26 protein-coding genes are annotated in these 22,912 nt (G+C 71.5%); 14 read left to right on the top strand and 12 right to left on the bottom strand.

All coding sequences use genetic code 11. The features are described 5' to 3' along the window. Window positions 1-333: 333 nt before the first annotated feature. The 5 genes from ACFVX9_RS16035 to ACFVX9_RS16015 form a co-directional block, all read right to left on the bottom strand. Complete coding sequence (locus ACFVX9_RS16035) at window positions 334-1,854, bottom strand: glycosyl hydrolase family 18 protein (RefSeq protein ID WP_380564942.1); 1,521 nt, start codon at window positions 1,852-1,854, stop codon at window positions 334-336. An 808-nt stretch (window positions 1,855-2,662) separates the two neighbouring features. Beyond that, the gene (locus ACFVX9_RS16030; RefSeq protein WP_380487091.1) at window positions 2,663-3,481 is read right to left on the bottom strand and encodes a hypothetical protein; all 819 of its coding nucleotides are present in this window, start codon (window positions 3,479-3,481) and stop codon (window positions 2,663-2,665) included. 153 nt (window positions 3,482-3,634) lie between these two features. Continuing rightward, entirely contained in the window at window positions 3,635-3,868 is a 234-nt protein-coding gene (locus ACFVX9_RS16025; RefSeq protein WP_380487089.1) for a DUF397 domain-containing protein, read from the bottom strand. Window positions 3,869-3,888: 20 nt separating this feature from the next. Beyond that, window positions 3,889-4,122, bottom strand: a complete 234-nt coding sequence (locus ACFVX9_RS16020; RefSeq protein WP_380370736.1) for a DUF397 domain-containing protein — start codon at window positions 4,120-4,122, stop codon at window positions 3,889-3,891. Then, window positions 4,119-4,979 carry a helix-turn-helix domain-containing protein gene (locus ACFVX9_RS16015; RefSeq protein WP_380370734.1) on the bottom strand — a complete coding sequence of 287 codons (861 nt, stop codon included), beginning with the start codon at window positions 4,977-4,979 and terminating at the stop codon, window positions 4,119-4,121. Before ACFVX9_RS16015 ends, ACFVX9_RS16020 begins: the two co-directional genes overlap by 4 nt. 170 nt (window positions 4,980-5,149) lie before the next feature. Between ACFVX9_RS16015 and ACFVX9_RS16010 the strand changes: the two genes are divergently transcribed. The 5 genes from ACFVX9_RS16010 to ACFVX9_RS15990 all read left to right on the top strand — a co-directional run bounded on the left by ACFVX9_RS16010 (window position 5,150) and on the right by ACFVX9_RS15990 (window position 8,760). Then, entirely contained in the window at window positions 5,150-5,593 is a 444-nt protein-coding gene (locus ACFVX9_RS16010) for an ATP-binding protein (RefSeq protein ID WP_380370731.1), read from the top strand. Next, on the top strand, window positions 5,590-5,781 hold the full coding sequence (locus ACFVX9_RS16005; protein ID WP_387982101.1) for a hypothetical protein: 192 nt from the start codon (window positions 5,590-5,592) through the stop codon (window positions 5,779-5,781). Before ACFVX9_RS16010 ends, ACFVX9_RS16005 begins: the two co-directional genes overlap by 4 nt. A 17-nt stretch (window positions 5,782-5,798) precedes the next feature. Further along, complete coding sequence (locus ACFVX9_RS16000; RefSeq protein ID WP_387982099.1) at window positions 5,799-6,539, top strand: hypothetical protein; 741 nt, start codon at window positions 5,799-5,801, stop codon at window positions 6,537-6,539. Between the two features lie 261 nt (window positions 6,540-6,800). After that, window positions 6,801-7,178 (top strand): hypothetical protein, encoded by a 378-nt coding sequence (locus ACFVX9_RS15995; protein ID WP_063346728.1) that lies wholly within the window; start codon window positions 6,801-6,803, stop codon window positions 7,176-7,178. 151 nt (window positions 7,179-7,329) lie between these two features. Beyond that, the gene (locus tag ACFVX9_RS15990) at window positions 7,330-8,760 is read left to right on the top strand and encodes a pyridoxal-phosphate dependent enzyme (RefSeq protein ID WP_387982097.1); all 1,431 of its coding nucleotides are present in this window, start codon (window positions 7,330-7,332) and stop codon (window positions 8,758-8,760) included. A 47-nt stretch (window positions 8,761-8,807) separates the two neighbouring features. Here the strand turns inward: ACFVX9_RS15990 and ACFVX9_RS15985 are convergent, their stop codons facing one another. Further along, window positions 8,808-9,542 carry a TetR/AcrR family transcriptional regulator gene (locus ACFVX9_RS15985; RefSeq protein ID WP_380492406.1) on the bottom strand — a complete coding sequence of 245 codons (735 nt, stop codon included), beginning with the start codon at window positions 9,540-9,542 and terminating at the stop codon, window positions 8,808-8,810. A 100-nt stretch (window positions 9,543-9,642) separates the two neighbouring features. On the opposite strand from ACFVX9_RS15985, the gene ACFVX9_RS15980 reads away from it, so the two are divergent. The 3 genes from ACFVX9_RS15980 to ACFVX9_RS15970 all read left to right on the top strand — a co-directional run bounded on the left by ACFVX9_RS15980 (window position 9,643) and on the right by ACFVX9_RS15970 (window position 12,577). Beyond that, a complete protein-coding gene (locus ACFVX9_RS15980) occupies window positions 9,643-10,614 on the top strand; it encodes an ATP-binding cassette domain-containing protein (protein ID WP_380370716.1) in 972 nt (323 codons plus the stop codon). After that, a complete protein-coding gene (locus ACFVX9_RS15975) occupies window positions 10,614-11,477 on the top strand; it encodes an ABC transporter permease (protein WP_387982095.1) in 864 nt (287 codons plus the stop codon). The genes ACFVX9_RS15980 and ACFVX9_RS15975 overlap by 1 nt, the downstream gene beginning before the upstream one ends. A gap of 113 nt (window positions 11,478-11,590) precedes the next feature. Beyond that, window positions 11,591-12,577, top strand: a complete 987-nt coding sequence (locus tag ACFVX9_RS15970; protein WP_380487077.1) for an aldo/keto reductase — start codon at window positions 11,591-11,593, stop codon at window positions 12,575-12,577. Window positions 12,578-12,650: 73 nt separating this feature from the next. Here the strand turns inward: ACFVX9_RS15970 and ACFVX9_RS15965 are convergent, their stop codons facing one another. The 4 genes from ACFVX9_RS15965 to ACFVX9_RS15950 are packed head-to-tail and all read right to left on the bottom strand — an operon-like array spanning window position 12,651 to window position 15,629. Further along, complete coding sequence (locus tag ACFVX9_RS15965) at window positions 12,651-13,817, bottom strand: hypothetical protein (protein WP_387982093.1); 1,167 nt, start codon at window positions 13,815-13,817, stop codon at window positions 12,651-12,653. Beyond that, complete coding sequence (locus ACFVX9_RS15960) at window positions 13,814-14,110, bottom strand: DNA-binding protein (protein WP_380487073.1); 297 nt, start codon at window positions 14,108-14,110, stop codon at window positions 13,814-13,816. Before ACFVX9_RS15960 ends, ACFVX9_RS15965 begins: the two co-directional genes overlap by 4 nt. Further along, complete coding sequence (locus ACFVX9_RS15955) at window positions 14,107-14,859, bottom strand: hypothetical protein (RefSeq protein WP_387982091.1); 753 nt, start codon at window positions 14,857-14,859, stop codon at window positions 14,107-14,109. Before ACFVX9_RS15955 ends, ACFVX9_RS15960 begins: the two co-directional genes overlap by 4 nt. Further along, window positions 14,850-15,629 carry a hypothetical protein gene (locus tag ACFVX9_RS15950; protein WP_380492414.1) on the bottom strand — a complete coding sequence of 260 codons (780 nt, stop codon included), beginning with the start codon at window positions 15,627-15,629 and terminating at the stop codon, window positions 14,850-14,852. Before ACFVX9_RS15950 ends, ACFVX9_RS15955 begins: the two co-directional genes overlap by 10 nt. A 250-nt stretch (window positions 15,630-15,879) precedes the next feature. Between ACFVX9_RS15950 and ACFVX9_RS15945 the strand changes: the two genes are divergently transcribed. Next, entirely contained in the window at window positions 15,880-16,572 is a 693-nt protein-coding gene (locus ACFVX9_RS15945) for a Crp/Fnr family transcriptional regulator (protein ID WP_387982088.1), read from the top strand. Between the two features lie 17 nt (window positions 16,573-16,589). Here ACFVX9_RS15945 and ACFVX9_RS15940 read toward each other — a convergent pair whose 3' ends face one another. Beyond that, window positions 16,590-17,057, bottom strand: coding sequence for a hypothetical protein (locus ACFVX9_RS15940; protein ID WP_387982086.1), 468 nt, complete (start codon window positions 17,055-17,057; stop codon window positions 16,590-16,592). An 88-nt stretch (window positions 17,058-17,145) separates the two neighbouring features. Here ACFVX9_RS15940 and ACFVX9_RS15935 point away from each other — a divergent pair, with 88 nt between their 5' ends. From ACFVX9_RS15935 to ACFVX9_RS15925, 3 genes are all read left to right on the top strand, one after another. Next, entirely contained in the window at window positions 17,146-17,784 is a 639-nt protein-coding gene (locus ACFVX9_RS15935; RefSeq protein WP_387982084.1) for a TetR/AcrR family transcriptional regulator, read from the top strand. 112 nt (window positions 17,785-17,896) lie between these two features. After that, window positions 17,897-18,454, top strand: a complete 558-nt coding sequence (locus ACFVX9_RS15930; RefSeq protein WP_387982136.1) for a DUF4188 domain-containing protein — start codon at window positions 17,897-17,899, stop codon at window positions 18,452-18,454. A gap of 216 nt (window positions 18,455-18,670) precedes the next feature. Continuing rightward, the gene (locus ACFVX9_RS15925; protein ID WP_387982082.1) at window positions 18,671-19,315 is read left to right on the top strand and encodes a C39 family peptidase; all 645 of its coding nucleotides are present in this window, start codon (window positions 18,671-18,673) and stop codon (window positions 19,313-19,315) included. Window positions 19,316-19,370: 55 nt separating this feature from the next. Here the strand turns inward: ACFVX9_RS15925 and ACFVX9_RS15920 are convergent, their stop codons facing one another. Then, window positions 19,371-20,222, bottom strand: a complete 852-nt coding sequence (locus ACFVX9_RS15920; RefSeq protein ID WP_380370694.1) for a hypothetical protein — start codon at window positions 20,220-20,222, stop codon at window positions 19,371-19,373. A 264-nt stretch (window positions 20,223-20,486) separates the two neighbouring features. Here ACFVX9_RS15920 and rpe point away from each other — a divergent pair, with 264 nt between their 5' ends. Together rpe and ACFVX9_RS15910 are read left to right on the top strand one after the other, a co-directional pair. Continuing rightward, on the top strand, window positions 20,487-21,170 hold the full coding sequence (rpe, locus tag ACFVX9_RS15915) for a ribulose-phosphate 3-epimerase (RefSeq protein WP_380370691.1): 684 nt from the start codon (window positions 20,487-20,489) through the stop codon (window positions 21,168-21,170). A 137-nt stretch (window positions 21,171-21,307) separates the two neighbouring features. Then, window positions 21,308-22,267 (top strand): pirin family protein, encoded by a 960-nt coding sequence (locus ACFVX9_RS15910; RefSeq protein WP_387982080.1) that lies wholly within the window; start codon window positions 21,308-21,310, stop codon window positions 22,265-22,267. Window positions 22,268-22,912: the final 645 nt, after the last annotated feature.

Raw genomic sequence — 22,912 nt, 5'->3', positions numbered from 1 at the left:
TATGGCCTCCTGGGGAAACAATTCGTCGTTCGGAAAAACGAGCGTCTGGCTGGCCATCCTCTGGAATTTTTCGCAGAACACCACCCATGGGCCACCCCCTGGCCCCCCGCCCCCCCGGGCGGCCGGCGAGGCCCTCGGACGGTCCCGAGGCGGTCGCACCGCGCCGTCGCGACCAGGTATGACAAGCGCGTGTACATCTTCCTCGGCACGGTCACTGTCGCCGCACTGGTCATCTGGCTCCGCTCATGATCGCGCGGACAGAACCTAGCGGGCCGACGACGGGCATCACGGGACCTCCCGTGATGCCCGCGGTGCGGACGGCGCCGCCCGCCGTCAGCTGCGGCCGGTGACGTAGAGGGGCTTCATGTCGACGACCGTCGCGGTGACGGTGTGCCCCAGGCCCTCGCGGGCGGCGTTGGTGAGCACGCCCGGGTCGGCCTCGGCGTGCTCGGCGAACAGGCCGCCGAGGCCCCGGGCGCGGGCGTACTCGGCCTTGGCGCGGACGGAGCGCGGGGTGTCGAGGGAGAGGAAGACGCCGGTGCTGGGGTTGTGGAGGTAGTCGGCGTCGGCGACGACGTCCGTGTACAGCTCGAAGCCGTTGCGGCCCTTGCCCTGCTCCAGGTCGAGGTAGTTGCGCAGCACGTCGGCGCAGGTGCTCGTGCCGGGCGCGAAGGAGCCGACCGTCTCGCCCGAGCCGTTGTCGTACCTGCCGCGCAGGGGCGAAATGCCGGTGATGTGTGCGTGCTTGGCGTTGCGGGTGGTGGTGGCGTAGCCGAGGTGGATGCGGTGAGGAGCCACGCCGGCGTGTTCGATGAGGTGGGTGACGGCGTTGTCGACGCAGTCCGTCTGGCTGCTGTTCTGATCGCGGCGCAGCGAGGTGTGGTGCCCGAGCCCCTCGGACCAGGGGCTGCCGAAGAAGTCGAAGGACATCAGGTCCAGCCGGTCGGCGCCGGCCTCGATGAGGAGCGGGACGTTCATCGCGTCCAGTTGGGCGGCGGAGGCCGGCACCGCGACGGCGATCGTGGCGTTCCGGTCGGCGGCGGACAGCGCGGCCCTGGTCTCGCGGATGAGCTCGGCGTAGTTCCCGGCGTCCTCCGGGCCGTACCCGGCCTCCGGGGCGCCGGCCGAGCCGGGCCAGCGCCAGTCCAGGTGGAGGGTGGAGAACATCGGGAAGGCACGGAAGATCCGTACGACGGACTGGGCGAACCGCCGCCGGGAGGCGGGCTCCTGGGCGATGGAGTGGAACGCCTCGCTCAGGTCCCAGCCGCCGATGTGCAGGCCGACCGAGAGGTTCGGGTTGCGCTCCTTGAGGCGCCGGGCGGCACCCAGCAGGCCCTGGGCCTTCGGCTGGGTGAACAGGTCCTGGTAGTCGTTGGAGACCCAGCCGTCGAACCCGTAGCCGAGGTAGGCGGCGGCCGCGCTCCAGGCGTCGATGAAGGTCACGGCGCCGCGCTCGGAGGAGGCGATGCCGAAGTCCTGGGCGGCCTGGGCGGTGGCGGCCGCCAGGCTGCCCTGGCCGCCGACGAGGCCGACCAGGCCGAGGACGATCTCGTCGAAGGCGCCGTTCGCGGCCTCCAGCCGGGTCAGGTCCGCGCCCGGCCCGCCGGTGGGGCCGCCGGTGTCGTCCGTCAGGCGGCTGTCGTAGGCCCAGGTGGTGTCCAGGAAGCCGGACACGGTCTGCTCGCCGCTGCGGTGGTAGGTGTTGAAGGCGGGCTTGGCGACCCGGCAGGGCGTGTAGGAGAGCTTCGAGTCCTCCCGCGCCGGGTCGAAGCCGTTCATCTTGTACGTGCGTTCGGCCGCGTCCACGGCGTGGCCGTTGAGGCCGGGGTCGGACGGGTACACCAGCTCGCTCATGGCATGCGCTCCCTGTGGTGGTGATGACGGAATGCGCCCGGATCGACGCCGGGCGTGATCACGCTTGGGAGCGTAATGGCGGGAGCTGTGCGTGTGGGGCAGTTCGGATGAACTGGTTGACGGTCGATCAGATGAGCGGTAATGTCGACGCCGCTCGCCGCGGGGGACGCGGTGAGCGGCGCCGGGTGCGGCCTCGGGGATCAACCGAACCAGCCTGCTGGTGACCGGCTGTGATCGCCGGCGCCGTGTCGGCTCCAGGTCCCGGCCCTCGGTCAGTGGTTCGCATCGAGGGCGCCGTTGGCGAGCAGTGCGCGGAGTTTGAGGACGGTTTCGGCGCCTGACCCTCGACGCCGACGGCGTTTCGAGGAGGCGCCGGGCACCTCCAGCGGCCTCCACCCCCTCCAGCGCCCGAAGTTCCGCGAACCGCTCACCTGTGCGCGGCCGGGCGACACCGTGCACATCTGCGAGATGTTCCGCCTCGTACGCGGCACCGGGCACATCCTCGACGTGTTCGACGTCCTCGACGTGCTCCACCGCGACCGCCTCGCCCTGCACCGTCCCCGAGCTGCCGGTCACGCCCGACATGCCGGGCACGGTCGCCGACTTCCTCCGCACCACCGGGCTGGAGTCCGCCGGCCCACCGCCCTCGATCAGGGCGTCACGGTGCGGCGCGGCCAGGGCTACACCCTGCGCGTCACCGCCGTCCCCGCGGTCCACCGCCAGCTGCTCGACGGCACCCAGAAGCTGTTGTCGTACCGATCAAGCGGCTTGCCGATCGAACGAGGGTCTCGATCGAGTGATCGAGGGCTCAGGGAACGTCCAAGTCCACACCGGCAAGCTCCGGCATCGCCCGGAGGAAGTCCGGAACACTTGCGAGTTCGTCCAGGCGCAGTTCATATGCCGAGATCCTGCGCGCATAGTCGGCAGCCAGGTCATCGACCCGGTGCCGCAGATCGGCGCGCGACGCCACCATGACAGAGTCGTAGTAGTCGAAATCCGAGCCGATCGTCAGGTCCACGAACACCCCTTCTCCCTCAAGGACTTCGGCCAGAGTAGGGGGAGTCGGGCCGCTCAACGCGCTCACCAGACGCTGGCGACGCTCCGGTCCGGGGGCGACTGCGAACACCGTGGTCTCCGACGAGGCGTCGAAGATCACCGCATGCAGCGCGGATACCAGGTCGCGAGGCGTCGACAACCGGAACAAGCCTGCACGACCGGCATGGTCCAGCTCCGCGGCGGTCGGCTCCACCCGAAGGGGCTTCGCCGTACGACCAGGTACGAAGCCCTTGTCCCGTGTGGTGGCGGTCGGCGCTTTGGCGTCGACCTCGTACTCCCAGCTCACCAGCATCGGCGTTTGCTTCAGGAAACGCTCGGCGTCGTCGCAGTAGTACGTCGGGATCACATAGCGGTCCAGGCCGGCCGTCAGACGCCACACCAGGCCCACATAGACGGCGACTTCCTCCATGTTGTTGTTGTTCACGGCCCACTCGGTGTGCGGCGTCCCCTCCTCAGGCCATTCCTGCCACAGGCCAGGCCAGTGCCGAGTCACCGCCAGGTCATTGCCGGGGAGGTAGTGGAAGAGATGGACGCCGTCTGTCGTGGCGGCCTCGAAACGGATCGGATGCACCGCGCCAACCTAGCCTCGGGCAGCTCGGCGACGATGCTCATGACCCGGCGCCTTGCCCAGCCGCGGCCTTCGCGAGCGTGAACCGGCCCGGTGCCGGCAACAGCCACTCAGGGCTTCCCGGCGGTCCCGGCCCGGGCGGTGGGCGGTGGGCGGTCAGGCGGTGAAGCGGGGGTCGTGGGCTTCGATGGCTTGGACGAAGGCGGTCCATTCGGCCTGGTCGAAGGCGAGGTGGGGGCGGCCGGGGTTCTTGTCGTCGCCGAGCCAGACGTCGCCGTTGTCGAAGCGCGCGATGATCACGCAGTCGCCGTTGCCTTCTGCGGAGAAGGGGGACTTGGCCCAGTCGGCGTCGGTGGGGTTGTGGTCGTAGGGGTCGTGGCGGTCGCGCATCTTGGCCTCCCGGTGGGTGATCAGGCGGTGAAGCGGGGGTCGTGGGCTTCGATGGCCTGGATGAAGGCGGTCCATTCGGCCTGGTCGAAGGCGAGGTGGGGGTGGTTCGGGTTCTTGTCGTCGCCGAGCCAGACGTCACCGTTGGGGAAGCGCGCGATGATCACGCAGCTGCCGTTGTCGTCAGCGGAGAAGGGGGACTTGGTCCAGCCGGCGTCGGCGGGGTTGTGGTCGTACGGGTTGCGCTTCTCGCTCACGTCAGCTCTTCCAACTTGCGCTCAAGGGCGGTGATGGTGTCCTCGGGTGACAACGCGCAGCGCTCAACACGGCCAATGGCGCGCTCGGCTCGTCGTACGTCGCGTCCCGTTCTACGCGGGAGCATACCGCCGACTGCTTCGATGAAGACGAATCCTCCTTCTGGATCCCCAGGGAAGCGCATCAGCACCACGCCTGATGCCAGAATTCCAGGCCTGCCAGCGCTGAGTGGCACCATGCGGACGGTCACGTTCGGGTACTGAGACACCTTGATGACGTGCCGGATCTGATCCGCCAGAACCCTCTGATCTCCGGCCACCAGCAGGGCGACCTCTCCGAAGTACGCCTCGAAGTTGAGTGGGTGACTGTCGGTGAGCCTGCGCTGGCGACGAATCCTGACCTCTGTGGCGGCCTCAATCTGCTCGTCATTAGGAGCGCTGAGGCTGGCCGCGATCATCTCGGTTGCGTAGCCCTCGGTTTGAAGCAACCCGGGGAACGCGGCAGGAAAGTACTCGGAAATTTGCGAGGCGTCGGCTTCGAGATCAAGGTACTCCGCGAAGGCCGAGGTGATGCTGTCAGCAAAGTCCAGTCCACGCCACCAACGCCTCGCAGGGCCGTCGCTGAGCAGGCTCTCGAAGTCCTCGCGTTCTTGTCCATCGATGCCGTAGTGATCCAGCAGCGTCTTCAAGTCGGCTGCGCTGATCTGCTGGTGGGCACGCTCGATTCTGCTGAGGCGGGCGGGGTTCCAACCCTTCAGGCCTGCTGTCGAATCGGCAAGGGTCTTGTTGTTGTACAGCCTCCAGTTGCGCAGCTCGTCGCCGAGGCGGATCTGCCTGATCGCTGACAGGTCCTTGCTCAAGTGGCGCCCCTCCCTCTGAGTTTGGGTCCAGTCTCGCCATGATGCGCAGGCGACTCAACTCGTTTCAAGATCCACGGATTTGTCATTGCGTTCGGGTTGCGGGTTCGATTTGATGTCAGCCACACTCACTGTGACCGAACGAACACGCCACTGAAGGTGTGGGGTGACTCATGTCCACCTTGCGTAACCCGGTCCTCCGATCCTGGGAGACCACCCTCACCGAGCACGAAACCTCGGTCCGTACCGCCCGCCGCCTGGTCCGTGACCAGCTCACTTCCTGGGGCTGGGTCGGTGACCCGGTCGACGACCTCGTCCTCATCGCCTCCGAGTTCGTGACCAACGCCGTCGTCCACGCCTGTCACGGCGACGGCGAAGTCCGGCTCTACCTTCAGGAGTTCGACGGCGGCTGCCGCCTCGAAGTCTGGGACCCCCGCAGTGACCTCCCGCTCCTGGAGCGGCGTCCGGGCCGTTTCAACGAGTGCGGCCGTGGGATCGAACTCGCCCGCCGGCTCGCCGTCGACTTCGGGGTGATCGCGCGGTGCGGCGCGGGCAAGCGCGTCTGGGCGCGCGTCCTCCGTACCGCGGACAGCAACGTTCCCTCGCCCGAAAGTTGAGCACCATCAAGCTCGCCACCACGGCTGCGATCACCGCCGCCAGCCTCGCCCTCGCCTGCTTCGCCTCGAACCTCGTCCCGCCGCGCGAGCCGGCCACCGCCGACGTCGTCTGGTGGACCACCCTGGCCGCCGCCCTGATGACCGGCATCAACCGTCACGGCGACAACTCCGACGACGACAACGACTGAACCGAGGAGCCCCCCTCATGACGACCATGCACCCCGCCGCCATCGCCTTCCGCGACCCGGCGGCCCTCCGCGCCCGCTGCGACATCGGCAACGTCCGCAGAGTCCATGGTGAGCCCGACTACGAGAACGGAGCCGTCGTCCCCGCCGGCGACTGGGCCCCGCTCCCCGAGGAGCACCCCGAGCGCTACGCGCCGGGCCTCTTCACCAAGGACAGCGGCCTGGCCGAGTTCTTCCGCCTCCCCGGGACCGTCACCGACGTCCACACCGTCGCCGCGCTCGTCGGCCTCCTCGGTGATCCGCTGCACGTCGCCCTCGAACCGGCCGAGGACCCGCCCGGCGAGCTGGTCACCCACCGGTTGCCCGAGAACGGCCTGTGCCTCGGCCTGCATGTCGACAACCACCAGAACCTGCCGTACCCGGACCGCGACACCGCCCGCCGCCGCCTCTGCGTCAACCTCGGCCCCGGCAGCCGCCACCTCCTGCTCGCGGACACCGACATCAAGTCCATCTGCCGTACCGTCCACGACCGTTACGAGACCCACTGCCCGCACACCGACGACCTGCGGATGTTCGTCGCCCTGCGCAGACCGCTCAAGGTGCTGCGGGTCCGCATCGACCCGGGGGAGGGCTGGCTCGCCCCGACCGCCGTGCTGCCGTACGACGAGTCCACGGAAGGTGCGGAAGGTCAGGCCCGGTGGTCCGCCACCGCGTCCTGGCTCGGCCACTGGGGGCGCGATCTCTTCGACCCGCTGATCTGATCGCGCGCCGATCACTCTCCGCACACACCCGATCGGCGGGGCGGGCGCGGGCCGTACCGTTGCGCACTTTGGAGCGCAGCAAATCTGAGGGGCGCGCAATGGGCGCCACGCGCCTTTGTTCGCGCCCCTTTACGGTCGAGAACCCTCGCCGACTCGGCCTCGACGATCCGGGGCTGCCAGTGCTGTGACCGGGATGGCCCACCGTGATCGGAAGGCGGCTCGCGGGACGAGCGCACGAGCAACGGCTGGTATTACTGGGGCATGCAGGAAGAGACGGCACGCTCCGCGATCGACACCTTCATCTCCGCGTTCAACGCCTCGGACGACAGCTATGTGACTGCCCTGCTCTCCCAGGCCCTGACCTCAGACGTGGTCTTCTGGGGGCCGTTGGGCCGCAGCGAAGGAATCGCGGCGGTCGAGCAGTTCGTGCTGGACATCCGGCACCACCCGGCGGGGACCGGCACGATGGCGCGCTGCTCAGCGGTGGACATGCCTGACGAGTGGGCCCGGTACCAGTGGGTCTTCACCACGCCGGACGGAGGCCCCCGTCTGGCGGGAACGGACGTCGTCCATCTGCGGCGGAGCCTCATCGACCAGGTCATCGTCTTTGCGGGGGAGATCGAGCCGTTCGCCTCCTGAGTCGTCCTTCTGTCGCTGTCCTTCTCGTGAACTTGTCCCTTTCGGCACTCCGGGGCTGCGGTTCGCGGTCGGTCAGGCGGTCACAGCACCAGCGACTATCTGACCGCGCGTTCGGGCAGGCTCGGGCGGACAGCCAGTGAAAGGGGCCGTGATGGCCGCAGTGCACGAATCCGTACTCGACGCGATCGGCGGGACGCCCCTGTTCCGCCTCGCCCGGCTCGGCGCCGGGCTGCCCGCGCCGATCTACGCCAAGGCCGAGTTCCTCAACATCGGCGGCAGCGTCAAGGACCGCGCCGCGCTGTCCATGGTGCTGGCCGCCGAGCGGGACGGCCTGCTGCGGCCGGGCGGGACGATCGTCGAGGCGACCTCCGGCAACACCGGCATCGGGCTGACCATCGTCGGGCGGCAGCGCGGCTACCGGGTGATCGCCGGGGTGTCCGACAAGTCGGCGCCCGAGAAGTCCGACATCCTGCGGGCGTACGGCGCCGAAGTGGTGCTCGCCCCGACGGCCGTGCCCGCCGAGGACCCGACCCACCTGTTCAACGTCGTGCAGCGGCTGGTGGAGGAGATCCCCGGCGCCTGGCTCGCCAACCAGTACGACAACCTGGCCAATCCGGACGCCCATGTGCGCACCACCGGTCCCGAGATCTGGGAGCAGACCGGCGGCCGGGTCACCCACTTCGTCGCGGGCGTCGGCACCGGCGGGACCGTCACCGGCACCGGCGGGTACCTCCAGCAGGTGTCCGGCGGCTCCGTGACCGTGGTCGGCGCCGACCCGGAGTCCTCGATGTACGGGGGCGGGGACGGCAGCCCGTGGTTCGTCGAGAGCATCGGGCACTTCCTCCACCCCGGCACCGTCGAGGACCGCTGGCCGCAGGCCTACCGGTCGGAGGTGGTGGACGCCTTCGAGCGCATCCCCGACCGCGAGTCGCTGCTGACGGCCCGTCGGCTCGCCCGCGAGGAGGGCATCCTGGCCGGGCCCTCCTCGGGCACGGCGGTGGCGGCGGCGCTGCGGGTCGCGCGGCGGCTCGGGCCGGACGACCTGGTGGTGGTGCTGCTGCCGGACTCCGGGCGCTCGTACCTGTCCAAGGTGCACAGCGACGACTGGATGCGGCAGTGGGGCTTCCTGGAGGAGGAGTCGGAGTCGGCGGGCGGCCTTCGGCCGCTGCTCGCCGGGGCCGGCCCGCTGGTCGCGGTCGACGCCGGTGCGACGGTCGGCGAGGCGCTGGAGGCGCTGCGCGCCGTGCCCGGCGGGGTGGCGCCGGTGGTGCTGGCGCGGGCGGCGAGGCCGTACGGGGTGAGCGCGACGGAGGTGGTCGGCTCGGTGTCGCGGGCGGTGCTGGCGGCGGCGCTCGCGGACGGCGGCGCCAAGCCGGGCGATCCGGTGGGTGGTTCGCCGGGTGATTCGCCGGGTGGTCCGCTGGGCGCGCTGTTCGGGCCGGCGCTGCCGGCGGTGGGCGTCGGGCAGTCGCCGGCCGAGGCGCGGGCGGCGCTGGGGGGCGCGCACGAGGCCGTGTTGGTGCTGGTCGACGGGCGGGCGGTGGCGGTGCTGTCGCGGTCGCGGCTTGAGGGCGGGGCCTGAGGGCGGGGCTTGAGGGCGGGGCCTGAGGGCGGGGCCGGTCGGCGGGCTCAGCGGGGCGTCGGCGGGGCCAGGATAGCCGTGATCACCCGGTCCAGCGAGCGGTCGAAGGCGGCGTCCGGATCGGAGGGCGGTCCGGTCGTCGCGAACGCCTGGGCCAGGTGCGGGTATTCGCCGCTCATGGCGGCCCGGGTGAGGTAACCGACCAGCTCCGCCTGCCACTTGGCGCCCGCGGCGGCCGTCTGCTCGTACTGGGCGTACTGGCAGACGAAGCCGTTGAACAGGGCCATGGCCTCCATCCGGGCGCCGCCGCCCAGGCCGGTGGAGGCGGTGACGGCGAGGAAGTGGTCGGTGTAGCGCAGGGCGTTGGGGCCGATGCCCGGGCGGGCGAGCACCAGGGTCGGCAGCCAGGGGTGGCGGCGGAAGATGGCGAGTTGCTGGCGGGCGAGCGCCGCGAGGTCGGCGCGGACGTCGCCGCTCGGCGCGGCCGGCAGCTCGTACTCGGCGGTGACGGCGTCGAGCATGAGGTCGAGCAGGTGCTCCTTCTTCGGCACGTAGTTGTAGAGCGACATGGTGCCCGCCCCGAGGGCGGCCGCGACCCGGCGCATGGAGGCGGCGTCCAGGCCCTCCGCGTCGGCGATCTCGACGGCCGCGGCGGCGATGGACGTCCGGCTGTGGGCGGGTTTCGGCCCGCGGCCGGTGCGTTCGGGGCGCAGCCAGATCAGTTCGGGCGCCTCGGGGGTGGCTGGGCGCTCGCTGTTGCTGGGGGGTTCGTTGGACGGCACTGGGTGATCACCTCGCCCCCCATCTTAGATACGTACGACGTACGTAGTAGCATTTGGCTCACGCTTCTACGTACGCTGTACCTAGAGAAGGGGCAGAGCCATGTCCGACACCGCCCGACCCGCCATCGAGATGGCAGGCGTGGAGAAACGATTCGGGACCACCGAGGCCCTCCGCGGCCTCGACCTCACCGTTCCCGCCGGCACCGTCTGCGGATTGCTCGGCCCCAACGGCGCCGGCAAGACCACCGCCGTCCGCGTCCTCGCCACCCTCGTCGCCCCCGACCGGGGCACCGCCCGCGTCGCCGGACACGACGTCGCCCGCGCCGCCGAGGACGTCCGCCGGGCCATCGGCCTCGCCGGGCAGTACGCCGCCGTCGACGAGGGCATCACCGGGCGCGACAACCTCCACCTGTTCGGGCGGCTGCACCGCCTCGGCGCCCGCCGCGCCCGCGCCCGCGCCGACGAACTGCTCGAACGCTTCGACCTCACCGAGGCCGGCGACCGGCTCGTCCGCACCTACTCCGGCGGCATGCGCCGACGCCTCGACCTCATCGCCAGCCTGGTCACCAGCCCCCCGGTGCTCTTCCTCGACGAGCCCACCACCGGGCTCGACCCGCGCAGCCGCCAGGAAATCTGGAACACCGTCAAGGAGTTGGCCGACGGCGGCACCACCGTGCTGCTCACCACCCAGTACCTGGAGGAGGCCGACCGGCTCGCCGACGACATCGTCGTCGTCGATCACGGCGCCGCCATCGCCACCGGCCCACCAGCCAGGCTCAAGGCCGCGATCGGCAGCCAGCTGTCCGTCACCCTCGCCGACCCGGCCCAACTCGCCGCCGCCGCCGTGGTGCTGTCCACCCTCTCGGGCGGCGACGCGCAGGTCGACGCGGCCGAACGGACCGTGACGGTACTGACCCAGCCCGGCGTGTCCGTCCTGCTGCCCTCGCTGGTACGGGAGTTGGACACCGTCGGGATCACCGCCGAGGACGCCGCCGTACGGGCCCCCTCGCTGGACGACGTGTTCCTCGCGCTCACCCGCGAATCCGCCGAAAACCTGAGGAGGGCCGCCTGATGGCCGCCGCGTACACCCCCGCGCCGATGTCGTCCCACCTCGCGCCGATGCCGTCCCGCCCCGCGCCGACACCGTCCCGCCCCGCCCGGCTGGCCGTCGACACCTGGACGTCGATGCTCCGCATCCTCCTCAACTACCGCCACTCGCCCGGCCTGTTGGCCGCCTCGCTGGGCGTCCCGGTGATCATGGTGGTGGTCTTCGGGTACGTCTTCGGCAGCGCCATGCGGATCCCGGGCGGCGGCGACTACCGCGAGTTCCTGATGCCCGGCCTGTTCGCCATGGTCGCCACCAACGGCATCATGGTGACCATGGTCGGCGCCGCCCGCGACGTCGGCCGCGGCATCACCGACCGGCTGCGCTCCATGCCCGTCTCCCGCACCGGACTTCTGCTCGGGCAGACCCTCGCCGACCTGCTCGTCAGTTTCGTCGTCCTGACCCTCCTCGCGCTCGTCGGCCTCGCCGCCGGCTGGCGCGTCCGCGAGGGCGCCGGGGACGCGGCGGGCGCGTTCGCCCTGCTGCTGCTCTTCCGCTTCGTGATGACCTGGGTCGGCACCTGCCTCGGCCTGACCATCGGCAAGGAGGAGGCCGCCGGCCAACTCTCCGTCGCGGTCTTCCCGATCGCGATGGTCACCAACGCGTACGTCCCCACCGGCGGCATGCCCGGGTGGCTGCGGGTCGTCGCCGACTGGAACCCGGTCAGCGCCGTCGTCCAGGCCTGCCGCGAACTCTTCGGCAACCCCTCCGCGGCCGGCGGCGCCTGGCCCATGCAGCACGCCGTCCTCGCCTCGCTGCTCTGGAGCGGCCTGCTGCTCGCGCTCTGTGTGCCGCTCGCCGTGCGGAAGTTCGCCACGCACGGGCGCTGAACAGGCCGGAATCCGGCGATTCCGTCCGGCCCGGTTCGTCTGCGCGCCTGTGGGCCTGCTCGTCTGACGGAATGTGCTGGACACCGGCTCCGGTACGGCCGAAGGTGGGCGCCATGGAGTACACCCACCTCGGCCGCACCGGCCTGACCGTCTCCCGACTCTGCCTGGGGACCATGAACTTCGGCCCCCACACCGAGGAGTCCGAGGCCCACCGCATCATGGACACCGCCCACGAGCGGGGCATCAACTTCTTCGACACCGCCAACGCCTACGGCCGCGACAGCGAGGGCAACCTCAGGGGCCGGACCGAGGAGATCATCGGCCGCTGGTTCGCCCAGGGCGGCGGCCGCCGCGAGCGCACCGTCCTCGCCACCAAGGTGTACGGGCCGATGGGCGACTGGCCCAACGAGGGCAAACTCTCCGCCCTCGGCATCCGCCGCGCCGTCGAAGCCAGCCTGCGGCGCCTGAACACCGACCACATCGACCTCTACCAGATGCACCACATCGACCGGGACACGCCCTGGGAGGAGATCTGGCAGGCGATGGAGGTCCTGGTCACCCAGGGCAAGATCATCTACGTCGGCTCCAGCAACTTCGCCGGCTGGCACCTCGCCCAGGCCCAGGAGGCCGCCCGCTCCCGCCACTTCCTCGGCCTGGTGAGCGAACAGTCCCTCTACAACCTCCTCGACCGCACCATCGAACTGGAGGTCATCCCCGCCCTCCAGCACTACGGCCTCGGCCTGCTGCCCTGGTCCCCGCTGCGCAGCGGCCTCCTCGGCGGCATCCTCCGCAAGGAACGCGAAGGCACCCGCGTCCGTGGCGCCCTGCCCCAGGCCGACGCACTCCTCGCCACCCACCGCGACCGCCTCCAGGCCTACGAGGACCTCGCCGCCGACCTCGGCACCGAGCCCGCCGACCTCGGCCTCGCCTGGCTCCTCACCCGCCCCGCCGTCACCGCCCCCATCATCGGCCCCCGCACCCCCGCCCACCTCGACGCCGCCGTCGCCGCCCTCGACCTGAAGCTCGACCAGAAGACCCTCGACCGCCTCGACGAACTCTTCCCCGGCCACCAGCCCGCCCCGGAGGACTACGCCTGGTAGCCGCGCCCGGGCGCCGGGAGGCCCACTGCCCCCGGCGCCCGTCCTGCGGCCGTCCCCGCGCCCGCCCCTGCGGTCAGACCAGGGCGCGGGCCCGCTGGTCCCACGTCTCGACCCGCGCCATGGCGGCGGTGACGAGGTCGAGTGCGGCCATGATGTCCTTGGCCGGGGCCCGCAGATCGCGGCTCACGTTGGTGAGCCACTCCATCATCGTCCGGAAGAGCCGGAGCGTCTCCAGGCCCTCGCGCGAGGCCTGGGACATGTCGATGAGCTGGTGCAGGAAGCTGTGGGTCTCCTGGCCCTCCCCGGTCTGCGGCAGCTGCTGGAACATGTCCAGCGAGGCGTGCACGGTCGCGTCGATGTTCGACATTCGGGTGGTGAACTCCTCGGCGCACACCTTGAGTTCGGCCGCCGGCCCGCCGAGGGCGGTGCCGAAGCGCCTGGTCGCCGCGAGCGTGGCGGACGGCGGCGCACCCTTCGCGGCGGCGCGTTTCATGTCAGGCCCGAACTCCTCGGCCAGGGCGGCGATGGCGTTCACCAGCCCGGTCATGGTCTCGATGCCCTCGGTCAGCAGGTCCATCTCGGACTCCACCGTGGCGAAGAGGTCGATCAGGCCGGGCGCGTCCTCCCCGTCCGCCCGCTGCTGCACGGGCGGACCGGCCTCGGCCTCGTCCCGGGAGCGGAGGCCGAGCAGGATCCTGGCCGGGGTCAGCGGGGCGAACCCCTCCCGGATCCCCCGGTTCAGCGCCTCCTGCAACTCGTTGCGCGCGCTCACCAGTCCACTGCGCGACCGCTTGAACAGGATCGTCCGGATCGGCGAGATGTCGAACGGCAGCAGCCCGTGTTCGCCGATGTGGATGGTGAGGCGGCCGGTCGTGTGCCGAAGGCCGAGTTCGTACATCACATTGGCGTTCCCGCCCGTCACATCGGCGATGACGATGTCCGACTGCAGCACGTGGCGGCAGATCTGCTCGGTGATCTCCCCGGCCTGCTGGATCTGGTCCGCGCGCAGCGGCTGGATCCGGAAGGCGGCGCAGGCCGGGCCGATGACCTCCTCGAAGGTCTCCAGGGACGTCTCGTACGCCTGGCGGGCCGGACTGCCGACCTCGGCGTGCCGGTCCCCGATCGGGCCGATCACGAAGCAGGTCGGCAGCTGCGCCGGCGCCTCCGGGAGGGTTGCCTCCGGTCCGGACGGCTCCGGGCGGAGCGGCTCCGGGTGGGCGGTCGTGGTCATCGCGATCACGCGAGGTCCTTCCATTCGAGACCGGGCAGCGGCGGGGCGCTGACCCAGGGGGCCAGATCGGACGCGTAGACGGGGAGTTCCTCGATGCCCAGGGCGCTGAGCAGGCCGACGGTGGGCACCCGGTAGCGGTACCCGGTGCGGATGACGGGGCAGGGAAAGGCGTCGCGGTGGACGAGGTTGTAGGCGGTGGCCAGGCAGATACCGAACGCCCGGGCCGCCGTGCGCAGGTCGACGGACAGCGGGAGGCCGAACAACTCGGGGAAGGTCAGCGGGCCTTCGGCGGGGGCGATCACCGGCCGACCGCCGTCGAGCGGAGCGAGACCGACCCGAGCCGCGGGCCACGGTGCGGCCGGTGGGTCCGGTGGACCACCTCGCGCAGGCCGAGGTGGTCCGCGAGTTCACCGAGCCGCGCGCCCTCGACCGCCGAGCGCGAGGTGAGGCGCAGCGGCGCGACCAGGCCGTCGGGCCGGTCCGGTCGGGAGATCGCCAGTTCCCAGAGGTCCTCGGTGGACGCGGCGGTGCGGGCGTCGGCCACGGCGGCGATGTCCTCCACCGGCCGCCCGCCGGAGGCCGACCGGCGGGCGAACTCCCACCCCCGGCGGCCCGCCGCCCGGAGCAGCTCCGGCCCGACGTCGGGATCGTCCACCGAGACCTCGGCCAGCCGCTCGACGACCGCGAGCACGACCTCCGACTCGACGTCCCTCCGGTCCGCCCCCAGGCGGCCCGCCGCCTGGCGGGCCACCCGCCTGAGGTGCGGCAGCGCCAGCCAGACGACGGCCTCGACCCAGCCGGTGACCTCCGTCGAGCCGATGGCCGACGCCAGCGCGTCGTGCTGGCCCAGCGCGACGGCCCGACGCCACACCTCGCGGCGCAGCACCTCGTCCACCGGCCGCTCGTACAGTGCCGCCCGGGCCTGCGGCAGGTCGAGGTGGACGGTCTCCCCGCCGACCTCGACCGGCAGGACCTCCGGTCGCAGGTGGGCGGCGCTGGTCACCCGGGCGTGGATGACGTCGAGCAGGCTGTTGTACGTGATCAGAGCCATGGGTCGGTTCCTCCCGACGGACGGTGCGGATCGAGAATGGGCCAGATCTTCGAACTCAGACGGCGCAACGCGCTGAAGAGCCGCCGGAGCGAGCGGGGCGGATGGAACGAGGAGCTCTCCGGCAGGGCGAGGAGGTTCCCGGACGGGGTGGGGACGTACAACCACGCCCGCCGGGCGAACGCCTTGCCGGGAACGGTCGCCAGGATGCTCTGGAACCGGTCCGGGTGCAGGCCGGAGTGCCGGGAGACGACCGCGTCCTCGTACACCCGGTCGGAGACGATCGCCACCAGGTGCGTCGTCTCCGGGCTGGCCCTGGCCAGAACGGCCTTGACCTCTCTGGAGTCGAGCAGCCGGTGCAGTTCGTTCCTCGCCGGCCCGTTCCCCTCGCCGGGCACGCCCTCGGGCGCGACGTGACCGGAGTGGACACTCACCCGCATCCGGAGCCGGACGCGGCCCGGATCGGCGTTGTGCTTGGCGAGTTGCTCGTCGAGGCGGTCGAGGAACGGGTGGACGACGTACCCCAGCAGCACGGGGTCGAAGCCGAACGCGAGCCCGTCGCCGGAGTTGGCGGGGAACCTCTTCGCGGTCCGGAGGTCGTCGAGGCCGGCCGCGGTGAGCGCGGCGTCGATGACGGGCTCGAGGTGGGCGCTGACCGGCGCGTGGACCGCGCCGGGCAGCTCGGTGAAGCCTTTCACATCCACACAGAGCAGGCCGGAGAGCGGCGGCAGGGGCTGGCTGGAGTCGCCGGGAAGTGACGGGGGTTCGGGCATGGCGGCCTCCTGGAACGTACGGTCCGGGCGCGTCGACCGGGCGGTCGAGCTGATGACCAGGAGTCTGCGGCCCGGCGGCGAAAATTAGGGGGCCGGAGGCCTCTTAACGATGTGGGGTGCGCCACAGGCTCATTCGTGGACGATCCAAAGGTGCGGCAGGGTAGCACCCGATATGGGGAAGGTGTCCGGGTGTGTGGCAACTTGCTTGACGTGCAGCCTGATTGGGGTGCGGTGCCTCTAATCTCTCGCCATGACCTTGTGGGGAAATTCGACGGCGGAGCAGGCGTTCGGGCTGAATCGAACATTTCGAGATCACCTGTCCGACGCCGATTGGGAGGGAATCCTCGGTTCCGCCAAAGTGAGGTGGATTCGGAAAGGCGGACAGTTGATGCGGCAGGGCGCCGCGGGTCACTCGGTGTCCTTCCTGAAGAAGGGCGCCGTCCGGATCGACCAGGACGGGAAGCTGATCGTCCTCCGGCACCCTGGCGACCTCCTCGGGGACATGGCCGTGTACGGCCGCCGGCCGCGGACGGCCACCGTGACGGCGTACACGGACTGCGAAGTGGTCACCCTCGGAGCGGAGCTGTTCAGGAGCCGCGCGTTCCAGGACGCGTACGGGGCGGCGATCTGGTCGTACGTCATCGGCCGGCAGCTGGAGACCCAGGTCCTGTCGCGGTCCGGCGACAACGTGGCGCGGCTCGCGTGGCTCCTGGCGCCGCTGCTCGACAACGAGGAACTCGCGGTGAGCGGGCCCGACGGCGTTCACCTGCGGGTCGCTCAGAAGGACCTCGCGGACTGCTTGGCCATCGGCCCCAAACTGCTGCGGCAGCTCACGGCGCTGCCGCCGTTCGGCGGGATGCCGGAGGGGCGTCGCAAGCTGACCCTCGTGACGGACCCCGAGGGCCTGCTCGCGGCCGCGGCGCGGCTCGGGGGGCTGCCGTGAGCGGTGGACGGATGCTGTCACGTCGCGGCGATCAGGGCGGCGCCGGTCTCGAACACGTGGTGCCAGGCCTGGTCGAGGAGGTAGGCGCCGTTCATGCCGTGCTCGGCGAGGCGGACGAAGCCTCCCCGCCGGGTGAAGTCGGCTGCCCGGCGGAGGGGTTCGCGGCGGTCGGCGAGGTAGTGGGTGGTGGCGGACAGGGCGAGGGCGGCGAGGAGGCGGCGGGGTTTGGGGCGGAGGCCGAGGGCGCGGGTGCCGAGGAGGAGGGCGGCGGCCTGGGTGGCGGTGTAGGCGGCGACGTGTGCGGCGCAGGCGCGGCGGCCGGCCGGGGTGGGCCGGCCCTTGGTGCCGGCCTGGTGGTCGGTCTGGATCCAGTGGTCGGCGAGGGTGGCGGAGGCGCGGAGGAGGGCGTAGGCGGCGGCGAAGGCGGCGGCGCGGGAGGCGGGTTGGGGGGTGGGGGCGGTCGGTGTGGGCGTGGGTGTGGGCATGGGCGTGGGCATGTGCGTGGGCATGGGGCTCCGATCGGTGGGGTGACGGTTTCCTGGTGGGGCGGCCTGCTGTGGTAGCAAGGCAGGCATGACGGAACGGCCTGGCGGGCGCAGCTCGTACCACCACGGATCGCTGCCGGAGGCGCTGGTCGCCGCGGCGTTCGAGCTGCTGGACGAGTACGGGCAGGAGAAGGTGAGCATGCGGGAGGTGGCGCGGCGGGCCGGGGTGTCGGCGGGGGCGCCGTTTCGCCACTTCGCGGACCGGCAGGCGTTGTTGACGGCGCTGGCGGACCGGGTGCTGGCGGACTTCGTACGGTGCCAGGAGGCCGAGGTGGCGGCGGTGGCGGCGGTGGATCCGGCCGGGGGGTCGGCCGGGGGGTCGGTGATGCGGGCGGTCGGGCTCGGGTTCGTCCGGTACGCGCTGCACCATCCGCACCGGTTCGACCTGGTGCGTTCGCGGGTGTTCGTGGCCTCGCGGGAGCCGGAGCTGCGGGATCAACTGGACGGCATGGACCGGGCGTTCACCGGTCTGATCGTGGCGGACCAGGAGGCGGGCCGGTTGCGTCCGGGGGATCCGGGGCTGATGGGGCTGGCCGGGCAGGCGCTGGTGTTCGGGCTGGCGCAGATGATCGTGGACGGCTACCTGCCGGGGGAGGAGGCGGAGGAGCTGGCCGGGAAGGTGCTCGACACCTTCGGTCAGGGAATCGCCAACCTTCCTTCGCAGTAACCGATTTGTGCGTGCAGTGAGCCTTGACCGGGTTTCCCGGCCCTGATGTAATCACCGATTACATGGGGTGCGGGAGGCCGAGATGTCCATGGGAACGACGTTCGTCCGATCGATGTTCGCCAAGCCGACGCCGGGCTACACCACCGCGGGCGCCACCGGCGACACCGTGGTGCTGCTGATCGGCATGCGGATCAACCGCTTCTGGGCCGTCCACCACTGGGGCCCGGTGATGTTCGCGATGTTCCGGATGCTGTACGAACTGGGGCGCAGCCCCGAACGCGGCCTGCGCGGGCGGATCCTGCTCACCGCCTCGCCGCGCACGTACTACGTCGTCCAGTACTGGGAGTCGAAGGAGAAACTGTACGGCTACGCGAGCGCGCCGGACGGCTTCCACCACAGCGTCTGGGGCATCGTCAACCGCAAACTGCGGGAGGGGAAGGCCCGTCGGCACGTCGGGCTGTGGCACGAGACGTACGTGGTGCCGGAGGGCGGGTACGAGTCGATCTACTTCGACATGCCGCCGTTCGGTCTCGCGGGCGCCACCGGCTCCCTGCCGCTCGAGGCGCGTGGGCGCCGCGCGTCGCAGCGACTGGCCTACCGGTCGGAGGGTTCGACGGAAGGCCTGAAGGAGGGCTCGAAGGACGGCTCGGGGGAGCGCGTGCCCGAGTAGGGGTGCTCACCGGGCGCTCAGGGAGTGTCGCGGGTCGGCCCGGGTGCTGCGGCGTGAGAGCGTCGGGGGATGGCGGAGGAGCAGGGCGGGATGCCGACGGGCGCGCCGAGAGGTGTACGGGCGGGCGCGCCGACCGGCGCATCGGCCGGAGCACACGCGGGCGCAGCGACGGGCGCACCGGCGGGTGCACCCACGGGCGGGCCGGTGGTGCACGAGGTGCCGTACCACGCGCAGTGGGAATCGGCCGAGCTGGTGCGGGTGATCATCGACGGACAGGTCGACGCGGCCGAGGACCCTCGGTGGGGGCAGTCCGGTGCGACCACCCCGGAGGAGTACGCGTGGTGGTCGTGGCGGCTGTGCGGGGTGGCCTGCCTGCGGATGGCACTCGACCACTGGTGGGGCCTGGCGCCCCCGGCGCTCACGCTGGCCGGGGAGTGCGTGGCGGCGGGGGCGTACGTCCGGGACGGCGAGAGCCTGCGCGGACTGATCCACACGCCGTTCGCCGACTACGTCCGGCGGCGGTGGGGACTGGCCGCGCAGGCGCGGGAGTTGGCGCCCGCGGAGCTGGCGGCCGAGGTGGCCGGCGGGCGGCTGGTGATGGTGTCGGTGCATCCCGCGATCCGGGAGCCGGCCGGTCCGGCGCCGGTGCGGCGGGGCGGACACCTGGTGCTGGTGGTGGGCGCCACGGACACGGCGGTGGTGATCCACAACCCGTCCGGATTCCCGGGGGAGTCGCAGTCCTTCGCACACGTGCCGTGGCGGTCGTTCGAGCGCTTCTACGCCGGGCGGGGGATCGTCCTCGGCCCGCCGGGCACGGGTGGCGCCCGATCGGTTCCCGACCAGCAACCGGTCGGGAGCTGACCGGCGGCTGGTCGGGACCTCATGAGGGGCTGATCAAGGGTTGATCAGGGGCTGATCAGGGGTTGTCCGGCAGGCCGGCCGGGTTGACCGGGAGCTGGCTGCGACAGAGCGCCGATATCGGCTTCAACGCGGCGGCCAGACGGTCGAGTTCGGCGCGCGGGTAGTCCTCCCAGACCCGCGCGGCGGCCAGGTCGGTGGCGGCCTCCAGGGACTGGTGCCGGATCCGGCCGAGTTCGGTCACCGAGCCCGCCGTGGTCAGCCAGCCCCGCTCGACCAGGCGCGCCGCGGCCGCGTCCCACTCCTCGTCCGTCCAGCCGCGCATCGGCTGGAGCATCTCGCGCCGGACGTCCATCGCGCACCGGACCACCAGCGCCTCGCACCCGTCCAGTCCGGCCGCCACCAGCGCCGCCACGTGGCCGTCCCCGCGGTGCTCGCGCATCACCGTGGCGGCCTGCCACAGCCGTTCGTACAGGCCGGAGGGGCGGGGCAGCGCGGCGTTGGCGGCGGCCAGCACCCGGCCGACGCAGTCGAGCCGGCCCGCGGCCCGCTCCAGGGCCTCCACCACCAGTTCGACCTGCGCCGGGTCCACGTGCTCCAGCAGCCGGGCCAGCGCCGCCGCCGAGCCCTTCAACCGGGCGGCCAGCGCCTCCTCCGGGCTCGCGTGCGTCCACACCTCCGGCAGCGCGCGCTCGACCATCGCCGGGGAGAAGCTGAAGAACGCGGCGATCACCGGCGGCGCGTCCACCGCGCCCAGCGGCGCCGACCGGCTGGCGAAGTAGCCGCGCCAGCCGCCGTGCAGCCCGGCCGCCTCGTAGGCCTCGCGGCTCTCGGGCAGGAAGTAGGTGACGGCGTGCACCGGTTCGAAGAGCCACCACAGTGCACGGGCGGGGTGGACGAGATCGGCCATCGAAGGACCTTCCTCGGAGAGGGGCGGGGCGAACCCGGCCGGACGGGGCGGCTCGGCGGGCGCCGACGGATCGGGCGCGCGCGGGCCGCTTCAGTGCTGATGACCACGGCGGCGGCCACGGTAATCCCGGACCGGGTGTGATGACGGTCACGGGGAGGTCCAGGTGTGCGCCCGGCCGGGCGTCGGCGCGAGATGATGGGACGAGGTGCCCGCTCCCGGGACGCCGCAGCCCTCGTGTGACCCCTCGTGTGAAGGTAGTCGGTAATGGCGCAGATCAACCCCAGCATCCTGTCCGCGGACTTCGCCCGGCTCGCCGACGAGGCCGAGGCCGTCAGGGGCTCGGACTGGCTGCACGTCGACGTGATGGACAACCACTTCGTCCCCAACCTCACCCTGGGCGTCCCGATCGTCGAGTCGCTCGCCCGCGCCACCGACACCCCGCTCGACTGCCACCTGATGATCGAGGACCCGGACCGCTGGGCCCCCCAGTACGTCGAGGCCGGCGCCGGCTCCGTCACCTTCCACGTCGAGGCCGCCGCCGCGCCCGTCCGCCTCGCCCGCGAGATCCGCGCCAAGGGCGCCCGCGCCTCCATGGCCCTCAAGCCGGGCACGCCCATCGAGCCGTACGAGGACCTGCTGCCCGAGCTCGACATGCTGCTGATCATGACCGTCGAGCCCGGCTTCGGCGGCCAGGCGTTCCTCGACATCATGCTGCCGAAGATCCGCCGCACCCGGGAGCTGATCGCCAAGCACGACCTGGAACTGTGGCTCCAGGTCGACGGCGGCGTCTCCGCCGGCACCATCGAGCGCTGCGCCGAGGCCGGCGCCGACGTGTTCGTGGCCGGCTCGGCGGTGTACGGGGCCGAGGACCCGGCCGAGGCCGTGCGCAAGCTGCGGGAGCTCGCGACCAAGGCCTCGGCGGACGCCTGGTGGGCCTGCGGGCACTGAGCCCGGGCGGGGTGGCGTTCAGGAGCGGTGTTCCGGGGCCCGGCCCGGCGAGGGGTGGAGGATTCAACGGTCGTCAGGGATGATCGTTGGCGAACGCCCCTCGCCCGGCCCCTCTCCGCACGGTGGTGGAACCGCACATGAGCAACCTCGACCGCAAGCCCTCCCCGACCACCTGCGGCCGCGAGGCCGACACCGGACCGGTCAAGGACCTGCTGACCGGGCGTCAGGTCCAGCTCGGCGAGAGCACGATGGTCCGCCGCCTGCTCCCCAACCTGGGCCGCCGGATGGTCGGCGCCTGGTGCTTCGTCGACCACTACGGACCCGATGACATCGCCGACGAACCCGGCATGCAGGTCCCGCCCCACCCCCACATGGGCCTCCAGACGGTCAGTTGGCTCCACCAGGGCGAAGTGCTGCACCGCGACAGCCTCGGCAGCCTCCAGACCGTCCGCCCGTACGAACTGGGCCTGATGACCTCCGGCCGGGCGATCTCCCACTCCGAGGAATCCCCGCGCCCGCACGCCCGCTACCTGCACGGCGCCCAGCTCTGGGTCGCCCTCCCGGACGCCCACCGGCACACCGCCCCCACCTTCGAGCACCACGCCGACCTGCCCGTCGTCACCGCCCCCGGCCTGCGCGGCACCGTCATCCTCGGCACCCTCGACACCGCCACCTCGCCCGGCACCGCCTACACCCCCCTCGTCGGCGCCGACCTCGCCCTCACCGAGGGCGCCGACCTCAAGCTCCCGCTCGTCCCCGACTTCGAGTACGCCGTCCTCTCCATGTCCGGCAGCGTCGACGTCGACGGCGTCCGCGTCGAACCCGGCTCCATGCTCTACCTCGGCTGTGGCCGCCCCGAACTCCCCCTCCACGCCCGCACCGACGCCGCCGTCCTCCTCCTCGGCGGCGAACCCTTCGACGAGCAGATCCTCATGTGGTGGAACTTCATCGGCCGATCCGGCGAGGAGATCACCCGGGCCCGTGAGGACTGGATGTCCACCGCCCGCTTCGGCGACGTCCACGGCTACGCCGGCGACCGGCTGCGCGCGCCGGAGCTCCCCGCCCTCCCGCTGAAGGCGCGGGGGCGCGTGCGCTGACCTGGTGAACTGCGTTCGTGAGGCGCGCGCTGGTTGGGTGGGAGGGCCCTGCGGGATGTCACGTCGACTCGCGCGTTCGGGGCGGCGCGGCAGCCTTCAATCGGACCGATGCTGACCTTTTGCCGACCTCTTGCTGCCTTTGCTGACGAGCTGTCAGCTGACTCGCCGGGTCCTCCCGATATCACGGCGCCTGGGGCCGGGCGATCTGTCCGTACCGTGCGCTCGCGCGATGATCGCTGCCCACGACCGCCACATCATGTGACTTGCATCACGGCTTTTGTGGAATCTCATCATCCGATTGCTTGCATCTGCAATTCGATGAATACCGAAAACCGCCCCGTCCATCTACGGCCCTGTAGTCGCCACGCGGTGCACCGGCCCGGAAATCGGCTATTACCGATCGGTAGAGCCCGGATAGCGTCAACACATGCCCGATTCTGTCCGATCGTCACGTCATGGTGAGAGCGGAACCGGTGTCGCTGCGAGGTCCGCAGACGCTGCTGGATCTCACCGGCAATGCCATTCCCATCAGCACGTGCAGCACCGGGTTGAGACATCTGCGGTGCAAACCGCTTTCACGGAGGAGTACCTTTTTCAGCGTCAAGAAAGCGCAGCCCCGGCCATGGTCTGTCCACCGTCGGCCGG

The organism is Kitasatospora sp. NPDC058243 (genome assembly GCF_042882025.1).
GTDB lineage: Bacteria > Actinomycetota > Actinomycetes > Streptomycetales > Streptomycetaceae > Kitasatospora.
Note: the sequence above shows the minus strand (reverse complement) of the source record. Positions and strands in the feature narration are given on the sequence as shown.